The 21,185-nt window shown below is 73.3% G+C and carries 15 protein-coding genes; 8 read left to right on the plus strand and 7 right to left on the minus strand.

The genetic code is table 11. The annotated features are described in order from the left end of the window. The first annotated feature begins 79 nt into the window (after nucleotides 1-79). The gene (locus ACGH2B_RS16305) at nucleotides 80-1,705 is read left to right on the plus strand and encodes a FadD3 family acyl-CoA ligase (RefSeq protein WP_399089424.1); all 1,626 of its coding nucleotides are present in this window, start codon (nucleotides 80-82) and stop codon (nucleotides 1,703-1,705) included. A 376-nt stretch (nucleotides 1,706-2,081) separates the two neighbouring features. Here the strand turns inward: ACGH2B_RS16305 and ACGH2B_RS16310 are convergent, their stop codons facing one another. The 5 genes from ACGH2B_RS16310 to ACGH2B_RS16330 form a co-directional block, all read right to left on the minus strand. Further along, nucleotides 2,082-2,672 (minus strand): TIGR03086 family metal-binding protein, encoded by a 591-nt coding sequence (locus ACGH2B_RS16310; RefSeq protein ID WP_399089427.1) that lies wholly within the window; start codon nucleotides 2,670-2,672, stop codon nucleotides 2,082-2,084. Between the two features lie 779 nt (nucleotides 2,673-3,451). Beyond that, nucleotides 3,452-5,053, minus strand: a complete 1,602-nt coding sequence (locus ACGH2B_RS16315) for a class I adenylate-forming enzyme family protein (protein WP_399089429.1) — start codon at nucleotides 5,051-5,053, stop codon at nucleotides 3,452-3,454. A gap of 197 nt (nucleotides 5,054-5,250) precedes the next feature. After that, complete coding sequence (locus ACGH2B_RS16320) at nucleotides 5,251-5,505, minus strand: hypothetical protein (protein ID WP_399089432.1); 255 nt, start codon at nucleotides 5,503-5,505, stop codon at nucleotides 5,251-5,253. A gap of 1,324 nt (nucleotides 5,506-6,829) precedes the next feature. After that, complete coding sequence (locus ACGH2B_RS16325; RefSeq protein ID WP_399089435.1) at nucleotides 6,830-7,165, minus strand: laminin G; 336 nt, start codon at nucleotides 7,163-7,165, stop codon at nucleotides 6,830-6,832. A 213-nt stretch (nucleotides 7,166-7,378) separates the two neighbouring features. Next, nucleotides 7,379-10,351 carry a BTAD domain-containing putative transcriptional regulator gene (locus tag ACGH2B_RS16330; protein WP_399097059.1) on the minus strand — a complete coding sequence of 991 codons (2,973 nt, stop codon included), beginning with the start codon at nucleotides 10,349-10,351 and terminating at the stop codon, nucleotides 7,379-7,381. 480 nt (nucleotides 10,352-10,831) lie between these two features. On the opposite strand from ACGH2B_RS16330, the gene ACGH2B_RS16335 reads away from it, so the two are divergent. Further along, the gene (locus ACGH2B_RS16335) at nucleotides 10,832-12,073 is read left to right on the plus strand and encodes an amidohydrolase family protein (protein ID WP_399089438.1); all 1,242 of its coding nucleotides are present in this window, start codon (nucleotides 10,832-10,834) and stop codon (nucleotides 12,071-12,073) included. 30 nt (nucleotides 12,074-12,103) lie between these two features. On the opposite strand, the gene ACGH2B_RS16340 is transcribed toward ACGH2B_RS16335, so the two are convergent. Both ACGH2B_RS16340 and ACGH2B_RS16345 read right to left on the minus strand, forming a co-directional pair. Then, complete coding sequence (locus ACGH2B_RS16340; protein WP_399089441.1) at nucleotides 12,104-12,883, minus strand: GntR family transcriptional regulator; 780 nt, start codon at nucleotides 12,881-12,883, stop codon at nucleotides 12,104-12,106. Beyond that, nucleotides 12,880-13,422 carry a GntR family transcriptional regulator gene (locus ACGH2B_RS16345; protein ID WP_399089444.1) on the minus strand — a complete coding sequence of 181 codons (543 nt, stop codon included), beginning with the start codon at nucleotides 13,420-13,422 and terminating at the stop codon, nucleotides 12,880-12,882. Before ACGH2B_RS16345 ends, ACGH2B_RS16340 begins: the two co-directional genes overlap by 4 nt. Nucleotides 13,423-13,801: 379 nt before the next feature. On the opposite strand from ACGH2B_RS16345, the gene ACGH2B_RS16350 reads away from it, so the two are divergent. The 6 genes from ACGH2B_RS16350 to ACGH2B_RS16375 all read left to right on the plus strand — a co-directional run bounded on the left by ACGH2B_RS16350 (nucleotide 13,802) and on the right by ACGH2B_RS16375 (nucleotide 20,999). Next, entirely contained in the window at nucleotides 13,802-14,068 is a 267-nt protein-coding gene (locus tag ACGH2B_RS16350) for a hypothetical protein (protein ID WP_399089447.1), read from the plus strand. A gap of 201 nt (nucleotides 14,069-14,269) precedes the next feature. Next, nucleotides 14,270-15,220: a TIGR03619 family F420-dependent LLM class oxidoreductase gene (locus tag ACGH2B_RS16355; protein ID WP_399097062.1), complete on the plus strand. Its 951-nt coding sequence runs from the start codon at nucleotides 14,270-14,272 to the stop codon at nucleotides 15,218-15,220. Nucleotides 15,221-15,535: 315 nt separating this feature from the next. Beyond that, nucleotides 15,536-16,321, plus strand: coding sequence for an SDR family NAD(P)-dependent oxidoreductase (locus tag ACGH2B_RS16360; RefSeq protein ID WP_399089450.1), 786 nt, complete (start codon nucleotides 15,536-15,538; stop codon nucleotides 16,319-16,321). A 192-nt stretch (nucleotides 16,322-16,513) separates the two neighbouring features. Continuing rightward, entirely contained in the window at nucleotides 16,514-17,641 is a 1,128-nt protein-coding gene (locus tag ACGH2B_RS16365) for an LLM class flavin-dependent oxidoreductase (protein ID WP_399089453.1), read from the plus strand. Nucleotides 17,642-17,736: 95 nt separating this feature from the next. Next, entirely contained in the window at nucleotides 17,737-19,476 is a 1,740-nt protein-coding gene (locus tag ACGH2B_RS16370) for an amidohydrolase family protein (protein WP_399089456.1), read from the plus strand. Further along, nucleotides 19,473-20,999, plus strand: a complete 1,527-nt coding sequence (locus ACGH2B_RS16375) for an aldehyde dehydrogenase family protein (RefSeq protein WP_399089459.1) — start codon at nucleotides 19,473-19,475, stop codon at nucleotides 20,997-20,999. The genes ACGH2B_RS16370 and ACGH2B_RS16375 overlap by 4 nt, the downstream gene beginning before the upstream one ends. Nucleotides 21,000-21,185: the final 186 nt, after the last annotated feature.

Below are 21,185 nucleotides of genomic sequence, written 5' to 3' on the forward strand. Positions count from 1 at the left end.
GGTCGGTCGTCCGTACTGACAGCCGAGGAGGCTACCGCTAATCTGACGGGTAGTCAGCTCTTTCGCGGGAGGCGGTCCGATGCGCGATGACCTGGAAACGCGAGCCGATCTGCGGTACGGCTCCCTGCCCCGCCTGGTGCGCGAGGCCGCCGCGCGGTACGGCCCGCGCGAGGCCGTGGCCGGAGGCCGCACCCGCCTCACCTACACCGAGCTGGGCGAACGCGTCGAGCGGGCCGCCGCCGCCTGCCTCGCCGCCGGGATCGCCCCCGGCGACCGCATCGCCGTCTGGGCCCCCAACACCCCCGACTGGATCGTCTCCGCGCTCGGCGCCGTCACCGCCGGAGCCGTCCTGGTCCCCGTCAACACCCGCTTCAAGGGCGCCGAGGCGGCCGGCGTCCTGCGCCGCACCCGGGCCCGGCTCCTCTTCGTCACCGGCGCCTTCCTCGGTACCTCGTACGTCGCCGCGCTGCGCCGCGCCGCCGGGGAGGGGACCGGCGACGGCCCGCTGCCCGGTCTGCCGGACCTGGAGCGGGTGGTGGTCCTCGCCGACGACGCCCCGGCCGACTTCGACAGCCGCCCGGCCTTCCTCGCCGCGGGCGCCGCGGTCCCGCCCCGCGCGGTCCGTGAGCGCGCCGACGCCGTCCGCCCCGGCGATCCGTCCGACATCCTCTTCACGTCCGGCACCACCGGGCACCCCAAGGGCGCGGTGCTCACCCACGCCCAGACACTGCGCGCCTACGACACCTGGAGCGCCCTGGCCGGACTGACGGAGGGGGACCGCTACCTCATCGTCAACCCCTTCTTCCACACCTTCGGCTACAAGGCGGGGATCGTCGCCTGTCTGCTGCGGGGCGCCACGATGGTGCCGCAGCCGGTCTTCGACGCCGAGGCCACGCTGGCCCGTATCGCCGCCGAGCGGATCTCCGTCCTGCCCGGCCCGCCCACCCTCCACCAGCAGCTACTGGAGCACCCCGCCCGGTCCCGGCACGACCTGTCCGCGCTGCGGCTGGTGGTCACCGGCGCCGCCGTCGTCCCTCTGGAGCTGGTCGAACGGCTCCGCGGTGAGCTGGGCGTCGCCACCGTCCTGACGGCGTACGGCCTGTCGGAGGCGGGCGGTCTCGTCACGATGTGCCGCCGCGGCGATCCGCCCGGGACCGTCGCCGCGACCAGTGGCCGGGCCGTCCCCGGCACCGAGGTCCGCGTCGCCGACGCCGCGGACCGGCCCCTGCCGCCCGGCACCCCCGGCGAGGTGCAGGTCCGCGGGTACCACGTCATGTCCGGCTACTTCGAGGACCCGGAGGCCACCGCCCGCACCCGCACCGCCGACGGCTGGCTGCGCACCGGCGACGTCGGAGTCCTCGACGCGGACGGCAACCTCCGCATCACCGACCGCCTCAAGGACATGTTCATCGTCGGCGGTTTCAACGCCTACCCGGCCGAGATCGAGCAACTCCTCGGCCGCCACCCGGACATCGCGGAGATAGCCGTCGTCGGGATACCCGACGCGCGGCTCGGCGAGGTCGGGAAGGCGTACGCCGTCCGCCGCTCCGGCGCGAGCCTGACCGCCGACGACCTCATCGCCTGGTCCCGCCGCGAGATGGCCAACTACAAGGTGCCCCGCCAGGTCGAATTCCTCGCCGAACTGCCCCGCAACGCGAGCGGAAAGGTACTGAAGACCCGCCTCCGGGAGTCGGCGGGGCGGTGAATTCAGGCGTGGGGGTCGGTGGGACGGGAGCCGGGACCGTGCGTGCGCCGGAGCGTGGAGCTTGTGACGGGCTGCGCCGGGGGAGAGGGTGCCGGGACCGGTGAACGGTGCCGTACGTGAGCCGGGGCAGGGAGTCCGCAAGGCGCTGAGGCTGCTCGGGGCCTGGGGCCTGGGGCCCGAGGTCCGGCGCCGGCCCCCGGCACCGGGAGCCCGAACTCCGTTGGCCACCAAGGATGTTCGGGGCCCGGCCCCGAAGCGTCGGCGGACAGTGACGGCGAGGCATTCCCCGGGCCGGGCCGGGCCCGGGCCCACCGGATCCTGGTCGGATTCGGATGGGCCCCGGCCGCGTGGGGCCCCGGCCGGACGGGGTGCGGCGTCAGCCCCGGGGCGGGGTCCAGTCCGGGCGGCGGCCGCTCAGGGCGACGACGCGGTCCAGCAGCGGGGTGTCGTCCGGTACGGGCACGGCCGGGCCGAACATTCCGCCGCGTTCCGGGTCCTCGGCGGCGGGGGCGAGCAGCGCGTACGACACCCCGAGGCTCGCGGTGTCGGGGGCGTAGGGCTGGCCGGTGGCGCGGGCGAGGTCCCAGCCGTGCAGGATCAACTCGTTGAGGGCGACCCGGCCGGCGAGGGCGGCGGGCAGGGTGAGGCCACCGGCCTGCGTCTCGCCCTCCCAGGCGTCCGGGCGGTGCCAGGCGGCGGCCAGCGCGTCGAGGTTCGCGGCCAGTTCGCCGCGCCATCCGGGGGCGATGTCGGGCAGGACGCTCCCCGGCGGGGTCGCGGTCGCGGGGCCCGTCTCCTTGGCCGCCGCGTCCCGGAATGCCGAGGTCAGGCCCACGAGATGCCCCAGCAGGTTCCGTACCGCGTACTCCGTGCACGGGGTGGGCGCCGCCAGTTGGTCGTCCCGGGTACGGGCGGCGAGGTGGGCGATCAGCGCGGTCTGCGCACCGAAGTCGATGGTCTCCGTCATGTGCGGGCCTTCCTTCCGTCATCACCGGCACCGGCCGTCGCCACCGGCCCGGCCCTCAGTGAAGCGGCCCCGTGCCCCGCACCCCGGCCGCCACACCGGGACGGTCACCGGGGAGACGGCGCCCAGCCGGTTACGGGGGCGCCTTTCCGGCTGACGGCAGGCGCGGAGTCGTCCGGCTACCGGCGTACGCCGTCCCGGGCACCGGCTTCCGCCCCGCTCCCGGCTGCGGCCCGGGCCCCGAACCTGACGTCGGCCTTCTTCCTGGTGACCGCCTTGACCGCCCCGCCCGACCCCTTCGGCGGCTGTCCGGCCTGGCCCTCCGGGACCGGCCCTTTCGGCGGCTGTCCGGCCTGGCCCGCCGTTCGCCCGGCCCTTTCGTGGCTGCCCGGCCCTCAGCGGGTACCGGCCCGCGTCCTTTCCCTCCGCGTCCTGCCCCTCCGCGACCGGCCCTTTCGGCGGCTGCCCGGCCTGGCCCTCCGGGGCCTGCCCTTTCGGGCGGCTGTCCGGCCTGCCCCTCCGGGACCTCCCCTCTCGACGGCTGCCCGGCCTGGCCCGCCGCCCCGGTACCACCCTGTCCCGCGCCCCGACGCCCCCCGACGGCCCGCCCCCACCGATCCCCCCCGGGCCACAGCCCGCCCTCCGGGCGCCCGCCCGGCTCCCCACCGGCCCCGGCGTGCCCCACAGCCGGTCACACCAACGCCCATCCGACCAGTGCCCCAGAGCCCAGTGCCCGGAGCCCGGTGTCCACAGCCCCAGCCCCCAGGGGCAGCCCCCGCCCCTCACCCGTACCGCTCCCTGAGCACGTTCTTCAGCACCTTCGCCAGGGGGCCGCCCCGGGGCAGGGCATCGGTGATCTCCAGTTGTTCCGGGAGTTTCTGGGTCATCAGCCCGGCCGACCGCAGGTGGGTGGTCAGCGCGGGCAGGGTGGGCGGCGGGGCCGTGGGGGTGGTGAGGGTGACGACGGCGCAGACCCGTTCGCCGCGGGTCCGGTCGGGGAGTCCGATCACCGCCGCTTCGGCGATGCCCGGGTAGGTCCGGACCAGTTCCTCGACCTCCTGCGCCGAGATGTTCTCGCCCTTGCGGATGATGATGTCCTTGAGCCGCCCGGTGAGGACGAGATGCCCGTCGGGCCGCAGATGCCCGAGGTCACCGGTGCGGAAGTAGCCGTCCGCGTCGAACGCGGCTGCGGTCAGCCCGGGGTCGGTGTACCGGCGGAAGACCATCGGCCCCTTGACCGTCACCTCGCCGCTCTCCCCGGCCGCGGCCTCGGAGCCGTCCGGCCGGACGATCCGCAGGGTCGCGCCCGCGACGGGCCGCCCGGCCGTCCGGGCCAGTTGCTCGGCCGTGTCGTACGGCGTGCCCATCGTGATCATGGGGCATTCCGTCATGCCGTAGCCGTGCACCAGTGCGCAGTCCAGTTCCGCCACGGTCTCGGCGTACAGCTCCGGTGGCAGCGGCGCCCCGCCGCCGGAGAGCAGCCGCAGCGTCGGCAGGAGTCGTCCGGCGCCGGACGACTCCTGCCGACGCCGCCGCGACGCATCGAGAAACGCCTGGTAGAACGCGGTGCTGCCGCCCGCCATGGTGACGCCGTACCGCCGGTAGACGGCCGCCGCCTCCGCCGGCCGGAAGGTGTCCAGCACGACGGCGGGAAAGCCCCCGGCCAGCATCGCGACGAGGTAGTCCGGCCCGGCGATATGGGCGTACGGGAACGCGATCGAGCCGACGTCGTCCGCGGTCATGCCCAGCGCCGTGGCCAGTCCGAACCCTCCGGCGATCAGCGTCGCGTCGGTGTGCTCGACGCCCTTGGGGGCGGCGGTCGTGCCGGACGTGTAGTAGATCCAGGTGGTGACCGCGGGGACGCCGGGGAGCGGCGCCGCCGGGGGCGGGGGCAGCACCCCGGGATCACCGGTCGGCAGCCCGAACTCCCGGCCGCCGTCCCCGTCCCCACGCGGGTCCGCACCGTCCCCCACTGTCAGCACCCGTACGCCGTCCCCGGCCGCCTTCCGCGCCATCGCCGTGAAGTCGACGTCCCGCCACACTCCGGGGATGAGGACGAACTCGGCCGCCGATTCGGCCAGGATGAAGCCGATCTCCCGCTCCCGCAGCAGGTGGAGCACGGGTATCTGCACCGCTCCGAGCCGGGCCAGCGCGAGGGAGGCGAGCACCGTCCCGATCCGGGTCGGCAACTGCCAGGCCACGCGCGAACCGGCCCGGATGCCCCGCCCCCACAGTCCGGCGGCGATCCGCAGGGCCGCGTCCCGCGCTTGCGCGAAGCTGACCCGCCGCCCCTCGGCGTCGAAGAACATCGGCGTCCCGGGGGAGACCCCCGCGCGGTACTCGACCAGTTCCCAGAGCGTCTGCACACGACCGGGCTCGAACACGGCGCCTCCTGGCCACGAGGGAGCGGTGCGGGGCGCCAAGAGTAGAACTGATGCCTCGTCAGGTCCAGGTCCAGGTCCAGGTGCGGGCCCCGGCCCGGACCCGCGGCGGCCCGACCCCGGGAGCGCCCGCGGCCGGCGCCCGCGGGTCCCTTACGGGTGCGGGGCCGGCCGCCGGGTGGTGCCGTACGGGTGCGCCCCTACGGGACGAGCGGAATGTGGCTGTCGCTCGTGGTGACGGAGCCGGGCGTGACCGGGATGTGGCTGTCGCTCGTGGTGACCCCACCGGGGGCGAACGGGATGTGGCTGTCAGCCGGGGCGAACGGTATGTGGCTGTCGCCGGTGATGGTGGGGGGCGACGGGATGTGGCTGTCGGCCAGGGCGGGGGAGGCCGCGATGCCGAGGGCGGAGACGCCGAGGGCGGCCGTGACCAGGGTGCGCGTGATGCGGTTCATGCCAGCTCCAAAAGGTGGGGTATGCGTAAGGGGGCGTTCCCTTGTGTGAACCGTGCCTGACCAGACGACGGTAGCCGCTTGTCAGCCAGATGTTCGAGCAAATCACGGGAAGTTGCCCAAAAAACACGCGAGTTGAAGCCCTCTCGGGAGGGCGGCAGACCTCTCCCTCACCCCGTTCGCCCGCCGCCATGAACGTTGCAACCGCATTGACGCGGTCGCCGTCCGACGGTAACCGCCCCGCCCCACACCGCTTTTCGGGTAGGTCCGGAAGCCGCCGGGCCCGCACCGGCCCGCTACGCGGCGCCACCCGCCACACGCCGGTGGGCACGCGGCCGGCACGGCTCCACGAAGAGCACCGGCCACCGGCCCTGAGCCGCACCACCCGGCCTCATGACCGGCCCGGCCTCACGAACGGCTCGATTCTTGACCGGTTCGGATCCACGGCCGGCCCGGCCGCACGGAGCGGCCCGCCTTCCCTCTCGGCCCCGGGCGCGGACCCGGCCTCGCCGACCGTCCTCCTCCGACGCCCCAACGCCCTTGAGGACCGCACCTTCACCCCGTAAGGGCCGCGCGCACACCCGTAAGGGCCACGTCTGCACCTGCACACGGCTCGCGCATCGGGGCCGCGCCGGGCGGGCCGCCCCCGTAAGGGTTCCCGCACGGGTACGGCCGGTTTCGATGGCTCCCCTGATTACGTCATCGAAACCGGCCGCCACGATCCCCCGATCGTGCCCGGCGCACGGTGGCGCCGGGCGCCCGGAACGGTCGGCCCCTCCCCAGGTGCCGCCCGCCCGGACGTCTTGCCCCCCTCGGGCCGCACGGACCCACGGACCTTCCGGCCCACGGGTCCCGGACCCCACGGCCTCGGCCCGGGGGAGCGATCCGTACGGAGGTCCGTACGGGCCGTCCCCCACGGGCGAGCCCTACGGGGCACGAGCCAACAGGCCCGGGCCCCGCCCCCCTTGCTACCGCGCCGCCGGTCATGGCGGCGCGGTCCCCCTCCGCCAGCGGCAGCCGGGCCATCCCCCGGCCTGGCCACCACCGACGTCCCGGGCCCTCCCCAGAGCCCGGCCCCCCCCGGCCCGTTCCGTCGGCGCCCCGATCCCCCCGGGGCCCGCGGAACGGACCATCCCCCCTGATGCCGGTACGTCGGCACGCACCCCCGGTCTTCCCCCGTCCGGGAGCACACCGTGCCGCCGTACCTGTGGCACCCGGACCGTGTCCCCTACGGCATGCCGTAAGGGGACCGGCCCTCGGTGGGTGCGCCGTGGGCGCCGCGTCCGGTGGACGGTATGACGCGGCACCTACGGCGACTCACCGGGTCTCAGTGCTTCGGCTCGGCGATCGGACGGTTGTTGTCCTTCGCCTCGATGCCGCCGCCGGCCGCCGCGGGCGCAGGGTGATCGGCCGTCGCGCCGGAGCCGATGACCGGGCGGTTGTTGTCCCGCGTGTGGATCGTCCCCGCGGAGTCGGCGGGCTGGATCGGGCGGTTGTTGTCCATGGGCCGGATGGGGCGGTTGTTGTCCATCGGCTGGATGGGACGGTTGTTGTCCATGGGCCGGATAGGACGGTTGTTGTCCATCGGCTGGATCGGGCGGTTGTTGTCCATCGGACGCACGGCGTCGTTTCCTTCGCCGCGCTGTTGGGGCTGCGTGGTCATGGTGGCTCAACTCCTGTGCATGGGCGTTGATGGACCCACTCGCCCGGCAACTCCCCCGTGGGTTGCCGGACGAGTGGACCAGGCCCGCACCGTGGCGGTGGGGCCGTGGTTCCCGAGCCGCTTGCCCCCCGAGGCGGCGGTTCGGTACCCATGAGAGTGCCCGTCGGCGATGAACGATCGATAAACGTCCGCGGCACCGCCGCTGACCTGCGGTTACGCCACCGCTGCGGGGGACCTCAACGGTTGCCCCGCGGTGTTCCCCGAGAGCGCGGCGCGCATCGAACTGTCGGCGGACAGCCCCAACTGCTCGTGGATGAGGACGACTTCCTGCCAGCAGACCTTCGCGCGGCCGATGTGCCCGATCTGGTTGAGCGCGTCGCCCAGCGTCCGGAGCGCGTCGGCCCGCCAGTGTGCCCCGCCGATACCGCGCAGCGCGTTCAGCGCCTGCTCGGCGTGGTCGGCGGCGCTGGTGGGGCGGTGCGCGGCGAGATCGACCTCGGCGAGACGCAGGTACGTCATCGCCTCCCAGAACCGCTGGTGGCTGTCGCGGAAGATGGCCAACGCGGCGAAGAGCTGATCGGTCGCCTCTTCCAGTCGGCCCGCCACGGTGAGTGCCATGCCCAGGGCGTACATGCCGTTGGCCAGACGGCGGGAGGCGCCGGCCTCCCGGTAGCAGGCGATGCCCTGCTGCGCGAGGCGGATCGCGCTGTCGGTGCGCCCGGTGTCGAGGTGGACGCGGGAGAGGTTGCACAGCGCGCTGGCTTCGGACTGCTTGCTCTTGTTCTCCCGGAAGGCGAAGAGCGCCTGGTTGAGGTAGGCCTCGGCCTCCTCGTGCTGGTGGCGGATGCTGGCGATGATGCCGCGGTCGTTGGTCCCGTTGGACGAGATGAAGGGGTCACCGGCCGCCAGCCCGAACAGTGTGGCGAGCTTGGCGTGCTCGTCGGCCTCGGTGAGTCGTCCGAAGTGCGTGCAGATCGGCAGCAGCGACCAGTGGATCCGCCCCGCGGCCTGCTGGTCATCGGCCTCCAGCGCCGCCTCCAGCAGGACGTGGTTGGCCTGCTCGTACTGGCGGTTGTTGGCGCCGGACTCGGCCATGTCGCGGGTGAGCAGCAGCAGGTCGACGGCGCGCCGCAGCCCGGTGGGGCCGGTGTTCTGCAGGGCGCAGGCGATGATGCAGCGGGTCTCGCTGAACAGCCAGGCCAGCGCCTCGGCGCGGTCGGCGAAGTCCAGGCCCGGGTAGTGCGGCGTCTCCATCTGCGTGACGAGGGCGTCGCCGGGCCGCTCCAGGGCGTACATCCGGGCGGCGGTCGCCAGGTAGAAGTCGAGCAGCCGGGAGAGTGCCGCGTCCCGCTCCTCGGGCGGCTGCTCGTCCCGCTCGGCGCAGGAACGCGCGTAGAGCCGGACCAGGTCGTGGAAGCGGTACCGGCCCGGGGCCGCGGATTCCAGCAGGGAGGTGTCGACGAGGGATTCGAGCAGGTCCTCGGCGGTTTCGGTGTCCATGTCGAGCAGCGCGGCGGCCGCCGCGAGCGACAGGTCGGGGCCGTCAGCGAGGCCCAGCAGCCGGAAGGCCCGGGCCTGCTGCGGCTCCAACTGGCCGTAGCCCAGCTCGAAGGTGGCCTTGACCGCGAGGTCCCCGGCGCGCAGCTCGTCCAGGCGGCGGCGCTCGTCGGCGAGCTTGCGGGCGAGGAAGGAGACCGTCCAGGTGCGGCGGGCGGCGAGCCGGGAGGCGGCGATGCGGATCGCCAGCGGCAGGAAGCCGCAGGCGCCGACGACATCCATGGACGCCTCGCGTTCGGCGTTGACGCGCTCCTCGCCGACGATCCGGGTGAAGAGGGTGAACGCCTCCTCCGGGCTCATCACGTCCAGGTCGATGAGTTGCGCCCCGGCGAGGTCGATCATGCGGGTGCGGCTGGTGATCAGCGCGGCGCAGCCCTCGGTGCCGGGCAGCAGCGGGCGGATCTGCGCGGCGTCGCGGGCGTTGTCGAGCAGCGCGAGGATGCGGCGTCCGGCGAGCGTGGAGCGGTAGAGCGCGGCGCGTTCGTCGAGACCGTCGGGGATGGACGTCTCCGGGGTGCCCAGGGCGCGCAGGAAGGCGCCCAGGACGACTTCCGGGTCGACGGGGGTGCTGCCGGCGCCCTGGAGGTCGACGTAGAGCTGGCCGTCCGGGAAGCGGCTGTGGGCGGCGTGGGCGACGTGCACGGCGAGGGTGGTCTTGCCGACGCCGCCGATACCGGCCACCGCGGAGACCGCCATGATGTGGCCCTCGGCGCTGGCGAGCTGCTCGCTCAGCTCGGCGACGAAGGTGGCCCGGCCGGTGAAGTCCGGGACGGTGGCGGGGAGTTGCTGCGGGCGCAGCAGGACCGGCTCACCGCCTCCGGGGGCGGCGCCGGGCGTTGCGGGCAGGTCCAGGTCCGGATCGGCGCGCAGGATGCGCTGCTGGAGTTCGGAGAGGGAGGCGCGCGGGTCGACGCCCAGCTCCTCGGAGAGGAGGCGGCGGGTGTCGGCGTAGACGGCGAGGGCCTCGGCCTGCCGTCCGCTGCGGTAGAGCGCGAGCATCAGCAGCTCCCGCAAGCGTTCGCGGAGCGGGTGCGCGGCGGTCAGCGAGGTGAGTTCGGAGACCACCTCGGTGTGGTGGCCCAGCTCCATCTCCAGCTCGATACGGGACTCCAGCAGCGAGCGGCGCCATTCGTCGAGGCGGGTGCGCTGGTTCTCGGCGTACGGGCCGGCCAGTCCGGCGAGCGGTTCGCCGTCCCACAGGGCCAGGGCGGCGTCGAGGAGTTCCCGGGCGCGGCAGCGGTCGCCCGCCGCCTTGGCCTTCTCCGCCTCGGTGGCGTACCGCTCGGCGTGGTGGTGGTCGAGGTCGAGCGGCCGGCCGTCGGCGGTGCGGATCGCGTAGCCGCCGGATTCGCTGACGAGCAGGTCGGCGTCGTCGCCGAGGGTCTTGCGGATGCGGGAGGCGTAGGTGCGCAGGGCGGCGAGGGCGGCGTGCGGTGGTTCCTCGCCCCAGAGGGCGTCGACGAGTTCGGCGGCGGTGGCGGTGCGTCCGCCGCGCAGCAGCAGCGTGGCGAGCAGTGCCCGTTGTTGCGGTGATCCCACCGCCAGCTTGTGCTCACCGCGCCACGCCCGCACGGGACCGAGCACGGTGAAGCGCAGTCGCTCCCGCCTCTGTCCCGGACCGTCGTCCATGGTGAACCCCCTGCCCTGCCGTCTCTTCTGTGTGGTGATGGTGTCGTTCCGCTGGGTGCGCAACGGTCAGTCTGCCTTGTTCCGGTGGTTCGCGTCAGTAGGGGGCCGGACCGTCCACAAACCCTCCTCGGCCACCGGAGCCCGTGCCGGGCGGGCGCCGCCGGTGCGGAGCGCCGCGCTCCGCCGGATGCGCCGTTCCGCGCGCGGGCGGCGTGCGCCGGACCGCCGTGCGCCCTTCCTCCACCCTCTCTCCGCCTCCGCCCCGCCTCGCCCGGTCTGTGCATGTCCATGCCGCTTCTTCACCGGTTGTTCGCGTGGTGTACGTGAAGTCCCCGGAGCGCGGGGCCCGTTGCCTTACGGAATCGGTCCACGCGACCGCACAACGTAACCCAGTGCGGGGTGTGCGCGCACCCGCCGGTGGCGCGGGTCACGCCTCCATAGTTGCTGACGATCCGTCAGATCGGCGTTAACGTACCCCTCATGGACACCCACGAGACCCTTCCGCAGATCATCTCGGTGGACGACCACACGGTGGAGCCGCCTCAGGTGTGGCAGGACCGGCTCCCCGCGAAGTACCGCGACACCGGGCCCCGGATCGTGCGCGCGCCCCTGAAGGACATGACCTTCGTCGGCGGGAAGTTCACTCCGAAGATGGGCGCCCCCGGGGACGACGGGCCACTCGCCGACTGGTGGGTCTACGAGGACCTGCACCGCCCGCTGACCCGCCTCGACACCGCCGTCGGCCACCCCCGCGACGAGATACGCCTCGAAGGCATCACCTACGAGCAGATGCGCCCCGGCTCGTTCAGCGTCCCCGAGCGGCTGGCCGACATGGACGTCAACCATGTGCAGTCCGCGCTCTGCTTCCCCACCTTCCCGCGCTTTTGCGGGCAGACGTTCACCGAGGCCAAGGACCGGGAGCTGGGGCTGCTGGGGGTGCGCGCGTACAACGACTGGATGGTGGAGGAGTGGTGCGGTCCGCTCTCCCGCGGACGGCTGATCCCGCTGACCCTCGTCCCCCTCTGGGACGCGGAGCTCGCCGCCGCCGAGGTCCGCCGCAACGCCGCCCGGGGTGTCCGCGCCGTCTGCTTCAGCGAGATCCCGCCGCACCTCGGGCTGCCCAGCATCCACACCGACGAGTGGGACCCGTTCCTGCGCGCCTGCGACGAGACCGGCACGGTCATCGCCATGCACATCGGCTCCTCCTCGAAGATGCCGTCCACCTCCGCCGACGCCCCGCCCGCGGTCGGCTCCACCATCACCTTCGCCAACTGCTGCTTCTCGATGGTCGACTGGCTGCTGAGCGGCAAGTTCGACCGCTTCCCCAACCTGCGGATCATGTACGCCGAGGGTCAGATCGGCTGGATCCCGTACATCCTCGAACGCGCCGACCTCGTCTGGCAGGAGAACCGCGCCTGGGGGGGCGTCGCCGACAAGGTCCTCCGCCCGCCCTCCGAACTCTTCGCCGACCACGTCCACGGCTGCTTCTTCGACGACGCCTTCGGCCTGCGCAACCTCGACGCCATCGGCGTCGGCAACGTCCTCTACGAGACCGACTACCCGCACTCCGACTCGACCTGGCCCCGCTCCCGCCAGGTCGCCGAGGAACAGATGGGCCACCTGCCCGGCGATGTGGTGGAGCGCCTCGTACGGGGCAACGCGATCGAGTTGCTGGGGTTGACGGGGGAGGGACTGTGGGGGCCGTCGGTGCCGAAGGGGTGAGGGGTTACCGCCGCTCACGGACGGAGGGGCTCAGCTCGGAGTGAAGTCGTACCGAAGCTCGTAGAGGTGGCCCGCCTTGACCATGACGGTCGCTTCGACGGGGCGTTCGTCGTGGCTGTAGACGACACGGAGCGTCCGTAGTACGGGCAGGTTCCCCGGGAGCTGGAGTGCCTCGTACTGCTCCTGGGTGGGGATGCGCGCGGAGACGCGGTCGACGCTGAGGACGGGCGGGTGGCCCAGCTCGGTCAGGAGGGTCGGGGTCCCGCCCTTGATGCGGCGGCGTTCCGCCAGCGCGGTGCCCCGCGCGAGATCCGGCGGATAGAAGCACAGAACCAGTTCGGCAGGTTCGTCGTCGATCAGGATTATCTGCCGACGCAGCAAGGCCGTGCCGCCGTCGGGAAGCCCCAGCGCCCCCGCGACATCACCCGGCGGTACGGTTTCCGCGACCTCCAGGAGCCGGCTTCGCGCCGGCGCCCCGCCCTCCCGCGCCTCGGCGAGCCAGCGATAGGGCTCTCCGGGGCCGGCCGGTTGCATGGAGGCGGCGGGCCGAACCGTCCGCTGCCGGTGTTCGCGGACGGTCACCGCCGCGCCCGCCCGGCCGACGACGAGCCGTTCGTCCTTGAGGAGTCCGAGTGCCTTCTGCACCGTGGCGTTCGAGGCGTCGAAACGTGCCTTGAGCTGCGTGGTCGATGGCAGCTTCGCACCCGGTGCGAGGCTGCCGCTCATGATGTCGTCGCGAAGATCGGCGGCGATCCGCTCGTGCAGCGAGCGCCGGTCGTGGCCTTCGGCCTCGGCTGTCGGCCCGGTCATCCGATCGTCCTCTCGTAACGGAGTCGCTGGCGCTCCGGGGGCATCACCATGCGGTCGGTCTGGAACGGGTGGCCTTGGGCGTCGAGGGTCACCCGGGTGAGGTGGAGTACGGGCTCGTCCGGGCCGAGGTCCAGGGTGGCGCGTTCCTCGGGGGTGGGCATCCGGGCGGTGACGTCCTCGCGGACGTGGGTGGCGGTGTGGCCCAGGTCGGCGAGGAGGGTGACCGCGCCGCCGGGGATCTTGGCGGTCTCCGCGAGGCGGGTGCCGCGGGCGATCGCGGTCGGGTAGTAGGAGTCGGTCAGTTCGCAGGGGACGTCGTCGAGGTACATGATCCGGCGCCGTACGACGACGTCCGTGCCCGGGGCGAGGCCCAGTTTCTCGGCGACCTCCGGTGGGGCCGGGACCTCTCCGGCGTGGATGATCCGCTGCCGTCCGCGGCGGCCGGCGGCGGCGGTCTCGGCGGTCCACGGGTCGGGCTGCCCCTTCTCCCGGGGGGCGAGGTACGGCATCGAGGTGCTGACCCACTCGCTGCTCTCCATGGCGTCCTCCTGGGCGTCGGCGATCTCTGGGCTCCGCGTACACGGTAAGCGACTCTCCCGTCGCGGTGACCACGGGAGGACCTTGCCGCTATTCGCGAATAGCGATACGTTTTTCGCGTCCAGAAACCTTGAGGTGAAGGTGGTGGCTAGTCATGCTTTGTTCCCTGCGGCTTTCCCGGTCTCCGGTGGGTGTGATCTCTGGCGTGGTGTCGCGTCTTGCTCGCCTTCTTGGGTGGAAACGGTGTTCGTCGCCCCCGTCGTCCGGTTGCCGTGAAGAGGTCGGTGGCTGGGCGTTGTCGCTGCCGCACGCGGCGCCGATGGTCGGTCTCTCGGGCGGGGTGTATGCGCCGGGCGCTCGTGTCGCGGAGGTGGTTGTGCGATGAGCGGGGTGGATGGCGTGCGGGTGCTGCCGTGGGAATCGCCGGACGGTAAGACCTGCCTACTGATCGGCGACGGCGAGGGTCTTGTCTCGCGGGTGGCTGACCAGGTGGAGGAGATGCAGCTCGGGATGGCGGCTGAGCTGCTCGGTCATGCGGATGCCCTGCTCGGTGACCGTCGGGTCACCGGGGTCGAGCTCCGGTTCCTGGCGAGCCGGCTGGCGGAGGCGCTGCGCTGTGCCTGTCGTATCGCGGAACGGCGGGCGTGAGGGAGTCCGGGGCAGCGCAAGGGGCGAGGAGCGGAGGTGGTGGCCGGGGCTCCGGTCATGTCCGCCGCCTCTTCGTCCGTTTCGTTTGTCGGAAGTCCTCGCGTTCTTGTCCGGGGTGTCCGGCCCCTTGTCCGGTGCGGGCTCAGCGCTCACCATTGCCGCACATCGGGATGTGACGTGTCGTCAGATTTGAGGTGCGGGATGGTGCGGGTGCTGCCCGGGGGGCGGTTGGCGTACGGGATGCAGTTGCCGGTGCAGGCGCAGAGCGGGGTGTTCGCGGAGGGGTGGGAGGCCGGGGCGGGGCCGGTGGAGCTGGTGGCGGTGGCGCGGGCGGCGGACGCGTACGGGTTCGCGTATGTCGCCTGTTGTGAGCATGTGGCCATTCCGCGGCGGCTGGCGGGGGCGATGGGGACGGTCTGGTACGACCCGGTGGCCACGCTGGCGCATCTGGCGGCGGTCACCGAGCGGGTGCGGCTGCTGAGTCATGTCGCGGTGGTGGGGCTGCGGCATCCGCTGCTGTCGGCGAAGCAGTTCGCGACGCTCGACCGGCTGTCGGGCGGGCGGCTGATCATCGGGGTGGGCGCCGGGCACGTCCAGGAGGAGTTCGAGGCGCTCGGCGTGGACTTCGCGCGGCGCGGGGCGGTGCTGGACGAGACGGTGGACGCGTTGAAGGCGGCGCTGGGGCCCGAGGAGTTCGTGGCGTTCGAAGGGGAGCGGTTCGCGTTCTCGGGGCTGGGGCAGGCGCCGCGTCCGGTGCAGACGCCCCGGCCGCCGGTGTGGGTGGGCGGCTCCTCGCCCGCGGCGGTGCGGCGGGCCGCGGAGCGGGGGGACGGCTGGCTTCCGCAGGGTGACCGGCGTCCACAACTCCGGGAGAAAATAGGGGTGTTGAAAGGGCTGCGGGAGGCAGCCGGGGTGGTCGAGCCCGCGGAGATCGGGGCCATCGCCGAGCCGCTGTACGTGGGTGAGCCCGGGTGGGACGCCGGGCGCCGGACGCTGAGCGGGACGCCCGAACGGATCGCCGCCTCGCTGCGGGAGTACCGGGAGATGGGCGTCGACCAGATCCAGGTGCGGTTCCGGTGCCGGGGGCCGGAGGAGCTGACGGATCAGATGGCGGCGTTCGGTACGGAGGTCGCGCCGTTGTTGGGGGAGTGAGGCGAGCCGCGCGCGGGGCGGCGGCGGTGCCGGGCGCCGCCGTGCCGGCCCGCGGGCTCCGCCGAGGCCGCGCGCCGAGCTGTTCCCCGGCCCGGTCCGGGCCGGGGCCCGGGTCAGGCACGGACCCGTACGCGGGCCGGGCGTCAGGCTGAGCGCCGGGCCGGACCCCGGCCCGGTCCGGGCCCCGGGCCAGGCACGAATCCGTACGCGGGCCGGGCGTCAGGCTGAGCGCCGGGCCGGACCCCGGCCGAGCATGAGCGCCCCGGCCCTGATCACACACCGAATCACCCACGAATCCACGTCAGGAGTAGCGGTATGGGCAAGCTGGACGGGCGGGTCGTCGTCATCACGGGGGCGGCGCGGGGGCAGGGGGAGCGGGAGGCTCGGCTGTTCGTGGCCGAGGGGGCGCGGGTGGTGATCGGGGATGTGCTGGATGAGCAGGGGGCGGCGCTCGCGGCGGAGCTGGGGGAGGGCGTCGCGCGGTTCGTACGGCTGGATGTGTCGCGGGAGGAGGACTGGGCGGCGGCCGTGGCGGTGGCGAAGGACGCCTTCGGGAAGATCGACGGGCTGGTGGCCAACGCCGGGATTCTGCGGTTCAACGAGCTGACCGCCACGCCGCTGGATGAGTTCATGCAGGTCGTGCAGGTCAATCAGGTGGGCTGTTTCCTCGGGATCCGTACCGTCGCGCCGGAGATCGCGGCGGCGGGCGGCGGCACCATCGTCAACACCGCCTCGTACACGGGCGTGACGGGCATGGCGTACGTCGGCGCCTACGCGGCGAGCAAGCACGCGGTGCTGGGGCTGACCCGGGTGGCCGCGCTGGAGCTGGCGGCCAAGGGGATACGGGTGAACGCGGTGTGCCCGGGGGCGGTGGACACCGCGATGACGAATCCGGCGGCGCTCGACCCGGACGCCGATCCGGAGGCGTCGGCGCGGGCGGTGGACGGGCTGTACCGCAAGCTCGTGCCGATGGGGCGGATCGGGCGGCCGGAGGAGGTGGCCCGGGTGGCACTCTTCCTGACCTGCGACGACTCCTCGTACATCACCGGGCAGCCGTTCGTCGTGGACGGGGGATGGCTGGCGGGCGTCGGCCTCGGCTGAGCGGGGACGGGGTGGCTCCCGGAGCCCTTATCTGACGGCCTATCAGCTATTGACGCGTGGCGGTGCCGGTGGAACAGTCTGCGCAGGTTTTCTTATCTGACGGTGCGTCAGGAAAGGTCTCCCGCACGGCCCGTCACCCAGCGGCGTCCTCGCGAAGCGGCGTCGGAAGAGACGTAAGGACGGTGAACCCCCGTGGAATTCGGGATCTTCGTACAGGGCTACGTCCCCGCCGCGCGCGCCGCGGCCGACCCCGACGCCGAGCACCACGCGCTGATCGAGGAGACGGAGTACGTCATCCAGGCGGACCGCTCCGGCTTCAAATACGCCTGGGCCTCCGAACACCACTTCCTGGAGGAGTACTCCCACCTCTCCGCCAACGACGTCTTCCTCGGCTACCTCGCCCACGCCACGGAACGCATCCACCTCGGCTCGGGGATCTTCAACCCCCTCGCGCCCGTCAACCATCCGGTGAAGGTCGCCGAGAAGGTCGCCATGCTCGACCACCTCTCCGGCGGACGCTTCGAATTCGGCTCCGGACGCGGGGCGGGCAGCCACGAGATCCTCGGCTTCATGCCGGGCGTCACCGACATGAACCACACCAAGGAGCTGTGGGAGGAGACCATCGCGGAATTCCCCAAGATGTGGCTCCAGGACGAGTACGAGGGCTTCCAGGGCAAACACTGGCAGCTCCCGCCCCGCAAGGTCCTCCCCAAACCGTACGGCCCCTCCCACCCCGCCATGTGGTACGCCGCCGGCTCCCCCTCCTCGTACGCGATGGCCGGACGCAAGGGCCTCGGCGTCCTCGGGTTCAGCGTGCAGAAGGTCGCCGACATGGAATGGGTCGTCGACTCGTACAAGAACGCCGTCAAGGACGCCGAGCCCGTCGGGGACTTCGTCAACGACAACGTCATGGTGACCTCGACCGCGATCTGCGCCGAGACCCATCAGAAGGCGGTGGAGATCGCCGTCGGCGGCGGGCTCAACTACCTGCAGTCGCTGCTCTTCCGCTACCACGACACCTTCCCGCGGCCCGACGGCATCCCCGCCTGGCCCGCGCTCCTGCCCGACTACACCGAGGAACTGGTCGAGCTGCTGATCGCCGAGGAGCTGATGATCTGCGGCGACCCCGACGAGGTACTCGCCCAGTGCCGCCGCTGGGAGGCGGCCGGCGCCGACCAGCTCTCCTTCGGCCTGCCCATCGGCATCAGCCGCCAGGACACCCTCACCACGATCGAGCTGATCGGTGAGCACGTCATCCCGGAGATCGACACGGACCCGGTGCACCGGACGACGCGCTTCCGGCAGGCGGGCGGGGCCTGACGGAAACGGCCGGGCGCGGCGGCGGCCGAACGGGACCGGCCGCCGCCCGCCCCGGCCACCCGCCGGCCCGCCCGCAGACGAGAAGGGAACCCGCCATGCTCGACCACCTCATCCAGGGCGCCACCGTCGTGGACGGCACCGGCGCGCCCCGCCACCTCGCCGACGTCGGCCTCACCGGCGGCCGCATCACCACCGTCGCCCCACCGGGCACCGTCACCGAACCCGCCCGCACCACCGAGGACGCCACCGGACTCGTCCTCACCCCCGGCTTCGTCGACCCGCACACCCACTACGACGCGCAGCTCTTCTGGGACCCGTACGCGACCCCGTCCCTCAACCACGGCGTCACCACCGTCGCCGGCGGCAACTGCGGCTTCACCCTCGCGCCGCTCAACCCCGACCGGCCCGGCGACGCCGACTACACCCGCCGCATGATGAGCAAGGTCGAGGGCATGTCCCTCGTCGCCCTCGAAGAAGGCGCCCCCTGGGACTGGCACGGCTTCGGCGACTACCTCGACGCCCTCGAAGGCCGCACCGCCGTCAACGCCGGCTTCATGGTCGGCCACTGCGCCCTGCGCCGCCACGTCATGGGCCCCGACGCCATCGGCGGCCGCGCCACCCCCGCCCAGCTCGACGCCATGACCGCCCTCCTCCACGACGCCATGGACGCCGGCGCCTGGGGCCTGTCCACCACCCGGTCCTCGACCCACTCCGACGGCGACGGCGCCCCCGTCGCCTCCCGCCACGCCGACCGCGGTGAACTCCTCGCCCTCTCCCGCGCCGTCGGCGACCACGAGGGCACCCAGCTCGAAGCCATCGTCACCGGCTGCCTCGACCGCTTCGACGACGACGAGATCGACCTCCTCGTCGCCATGACCGCCGCCGCCGGACGGCCCCTGAACTGGAACGTTCTCACCATCGACGCCGCCGTCCCCGACCGCGTCCCCCGCCAGCTCCTGCCCAGCGCCCGCGCCCGCGCCGCCGGTGGCCGGATCGTCGCCCTCACCATGCCGATCCTCACCCCCATGAACATGTCCCTCGGCACCTTCTGCGCCCTCAACCTCATCCCCGGCTGGGGCGACATCCTCGGCCTGCCGCGCCCCGAACGCCTCGCGAAACTCCGCGACCCCGGCGTCCGCGCCACCCTGCTGCGCCACGCCCGCAGCGAGGAAGCCGGCGTCTTCCGCCGCCTCACCGACTTCGACCGCTACGTCATCGGCGACACCTACTCCGCCGCCAACGACGGCCTCAGCGGCCGTGTCGTCCGCGACATCGCCGCCGAACGCGGCCAGGACCCCTTCCACTGCCTCGTCGAGATCTGCGCCCATGACGACCTGCGCACCGTCCTGTGGCCGATGCCCACCGACAACGACCCCGCCAGTTGGGCCCTGCGCCGCGAGACCTGGCGCCACGAGGACGTCCTCCTCGGCGGCTCCGACGCCGGCGCCCACCTCGACCGGATGTGCGGCGCCCCGTACACCACCCGCTTCCTCGGCGACTGCCTGCGCGGCCGGAAACTCGTCGGCCTGGAGGAAGCCGTCCGGATGCTCACCGACGACCCGGCCCGCCTCTTCGGTCTGCGTGGCCGCGGCCGTATCGCCGAGGGCCACCACGCCGACCTCGTCCTCCTCGACCCGGAGGCCATCGACGCCGGGCCCGCCACCCTCGTCCACGACCTGCCCGGCGACAGCCCCCGCCTCGACTCCAAGGCCCAGGGCATCGTCAGCGTCCGCGTCAACGGCGTCGAGACGATCCGCGACGCCACCGTCACCGGCGCCGTCCCCGGCACCGTCCTGCGCTCCGGCCGCCACACCGCCACGGTGAGCACCCGGTGAGCGCCGGAACGGCCCCGGCGGGCCGGGGCGTGGACCCGGACCGTGCCGAACGGCTCCTCATCGGCGGCGAGTGGACCGAGCCCGACGGCGGACACCACGACGTCATCGACCCGGCCACCGAGGAGAGGGTCGGCCGGGCCCCGGAGGCGTCCACCGCGCAGGTCCGCGCCGCCACCGAGGCCGCCCGCGAAGCCTTCGGTCCCTGGTCCCGCACGGCCCCCGAACTCCGCGCCCGCGTCCTCGACCACACCGCGCGGCTGCTGCGCGAACGCCTCGTCCCGTACGCGGACCTCGCCCAGCGGGAGAGTGGCGCCACCACCGCCACCGCCCGCGGTATGCAGGTCGGCGTGGCCGCGGCACGGTTCGCGCGGTACGCCCGCGGCGCCCTCGAACCGGTCGAGACGCCGCTGCCGCCGCAGGTCAACCCGGCCGGCCCGATGGGTGAGGCCGCCGTCATCGGCGCGTACGCGGCCCGCCGCCCGGTCGGCGTCGTCGCCTGCGTCACCTCGTACAACAACCCCTGGGCCAACCCCGCCGGCAAGATCGCCCCGGCGCTGGCCATGGGCAACACCGTCGTCGTCAAACCCGCCCCGCAGGACCCGCTCTCCGTCTACCGCATGGCCGAGGCGCTCCAGGAGGCGCTGGACGAGGCGGGGGCGCCGCCCGGGGTGGTCAATGTCGTCTCCGGCACGTCCCCGGAGACCGGCGCCGCGGCCGTCGCGGCACCCGAGACCGACATGGTCAGCTTCACCGGCTCCACCGCCGTCGGCCGGGCCATCGCCGAGGAGTGCGGCCGGGGGATGAAACGCCAGCTCATGGAGTTGGGAGGCAAGGGCGCCGCGCTGGTCTTCGACGACCTCGACGACGCCGGACTGGACGCCGCCGTCGCCGGTATCGGCACCACCTTCTCCTTCTACAGCGGCCAGATCTGCACCGCCCCCACCCGCGTCCTCGTTCAGCGCTCCCTCCACGACCGGCTGGTGGACCGCCTCGCCCGCTACGCGTCCCGGCTGCCCGTCGGCGACCCGCGGGCCCGCGGCACCGTCGTCGGCCCGGTCATCTCCGCCGCCCACCGCGACCGCGTCGAGTCCTACCTCGACCTGGGCCGCGCGGAGGGCGCCCGGCTCGTCACCGGCGGGGCGCGCCCGGACGGCCCGGACACGGCGCGCGGTTTCTACGTCGCGCCCGCCCTCTTCACCGACTGCGCGCCCGGTATGCGGATCGTGCGGGAGGAGATCTTCGGCCCGGTCGTGGTGGTGCTGCCCTTCGACGACGAGGACGAGGCCGTGGCGCTCGCCGACGACAGCGACTACGGGCTGCTGGACTACGTCTGGTCCGGCGATGTGGCGCGGGCGTTCCGGGTGGCGGCGCGGCTGCGGGCCGGCGGGGTCGGGATCAACACCGTGGGCCGCAACATGGAGGCCCCGTTCGGCGGCTTCAGACAGAGCGGCGTGGGCCGCGACGTCGGCTCGTACGCGCTGCACGCCTACAGCGAGACGCAGTCGGTGGTGTGGTCGGGGTGAGCGCGGGGCGAGGTCGGCGCCGGACCGCTTCGGGCGTCCGCCGGGCGGTGTCCGGCGGACGCCCGCGCGGTGACCGGCAGGCGTCCGGAAGTCGGACGGGAAATTTTTGAAACGGGCAAAACGGGCGCGGCTGCGGTTACCGTACGGAGCGCGCGATCGCTTGTGGATCGTGGAGTCTAAGGCGTA

Origin of the sequence: Streptomyces sp. BBFR2 (genome assembly GCF_044497305.1) — a bacterium.
In the GTDB taxonomy this organism is placed as follows: Bacteria; Actinomycetota; Actinomycetes; order Streptomycetales; family Streptomycetaceae; genus Streptomyces.

Excerpts from the sequence above, each read along its gene's own strand:
- ACGH2B_RS16305 (WP_399089424.1), top strand. The coding sequence starts at position 80 with ATGCGCGATGACCTGGAAACGCGAGCCGATCTGCGGTACGGCTCCCTG.
- ACGH2B_RS16310 (WP_399089427.1), bottom strand. The coding sequence starts at position 2,672 with ATGACGGAGACCATCGACTTCGGTGCGCAGACCGCGCTGATCGCCCAC.
- ACGH2B_RS16320 (WP_399089432.1), bottom strand. The coding sequence starts at position 5,505 with ATGAACCGCATCACGCGCACCCTGGTCACGGCCGCCCTCGGCGTCTCC.
- ACGH2B_RS16325 (WP_399089435.1), bottom strand. The coding sequence starts at position 7,165 with ATGACCACGCAGCCCCAACAGCGCGGCGAAGGAAACGACGCCGTGCGT.
- ACGH2B_RS16330 (WP_399097059.1), bottom strand. The coding sequence starts at position 10,351 with ATGGACGACGGTCCGGGACAGAGGCGGGAGCGACTGCGCTTCACCGTG.
- ACGH2B_RS16335 (WP_399089438.1), top strand. The coding sequence starts at position 10,832 with ATGGACACCCACGAGACCCTTCCGCAGATCATCTCGGTGGACGACCAC.
- ACGH2B_RS16340 (WP_399089441.1), bottom strand. The coding sequence starts at position 12,883 with ATGACCGGGCCGACAGCCGAGGCCGAAGGCCACGACCGGCGCTCGCTG.
- ACGH2B_RS16345 (WP_399089444.1), bottom strand. The coding sequence starts at position 13,422 with ATGGAGAGCAGCGAGTGGGTCAGCACCTCGATGCCGTACCTCGCCCCC.
- ACGH2B_RS16350 (WP_399089447.1), top strand. The coding sequence starts at position 13,802 with ATGAGCGGGGTGGATGGCGTGCGGGTGCTGCCGTGGGAATCGCCGGAC.
- ACGH2B_RS16355 (WP_399097062.1), top strand. The coding sequence starts at position 14,270 with ATGGTGCGGGTGCTGCCCGGGGGGCGGTTGGCGTACGGGATGCAGTTG.
- ACGH2B_RS16360 (WP_399089450.1), top strand. The coding sequence starts at position 15,536 with ATGGGCAAGCTGGACGGGCGGGTCGTCGTCATCACGGGGGCGGCGCGG.
- ACGH2B_RS16370 (WP_399089456.1), top strand. The coding sequence starts at position 17,737 with ATGCTCGACCACCTCATCCAGGGCGCCACCGTCGTGGACGGCACCGGC.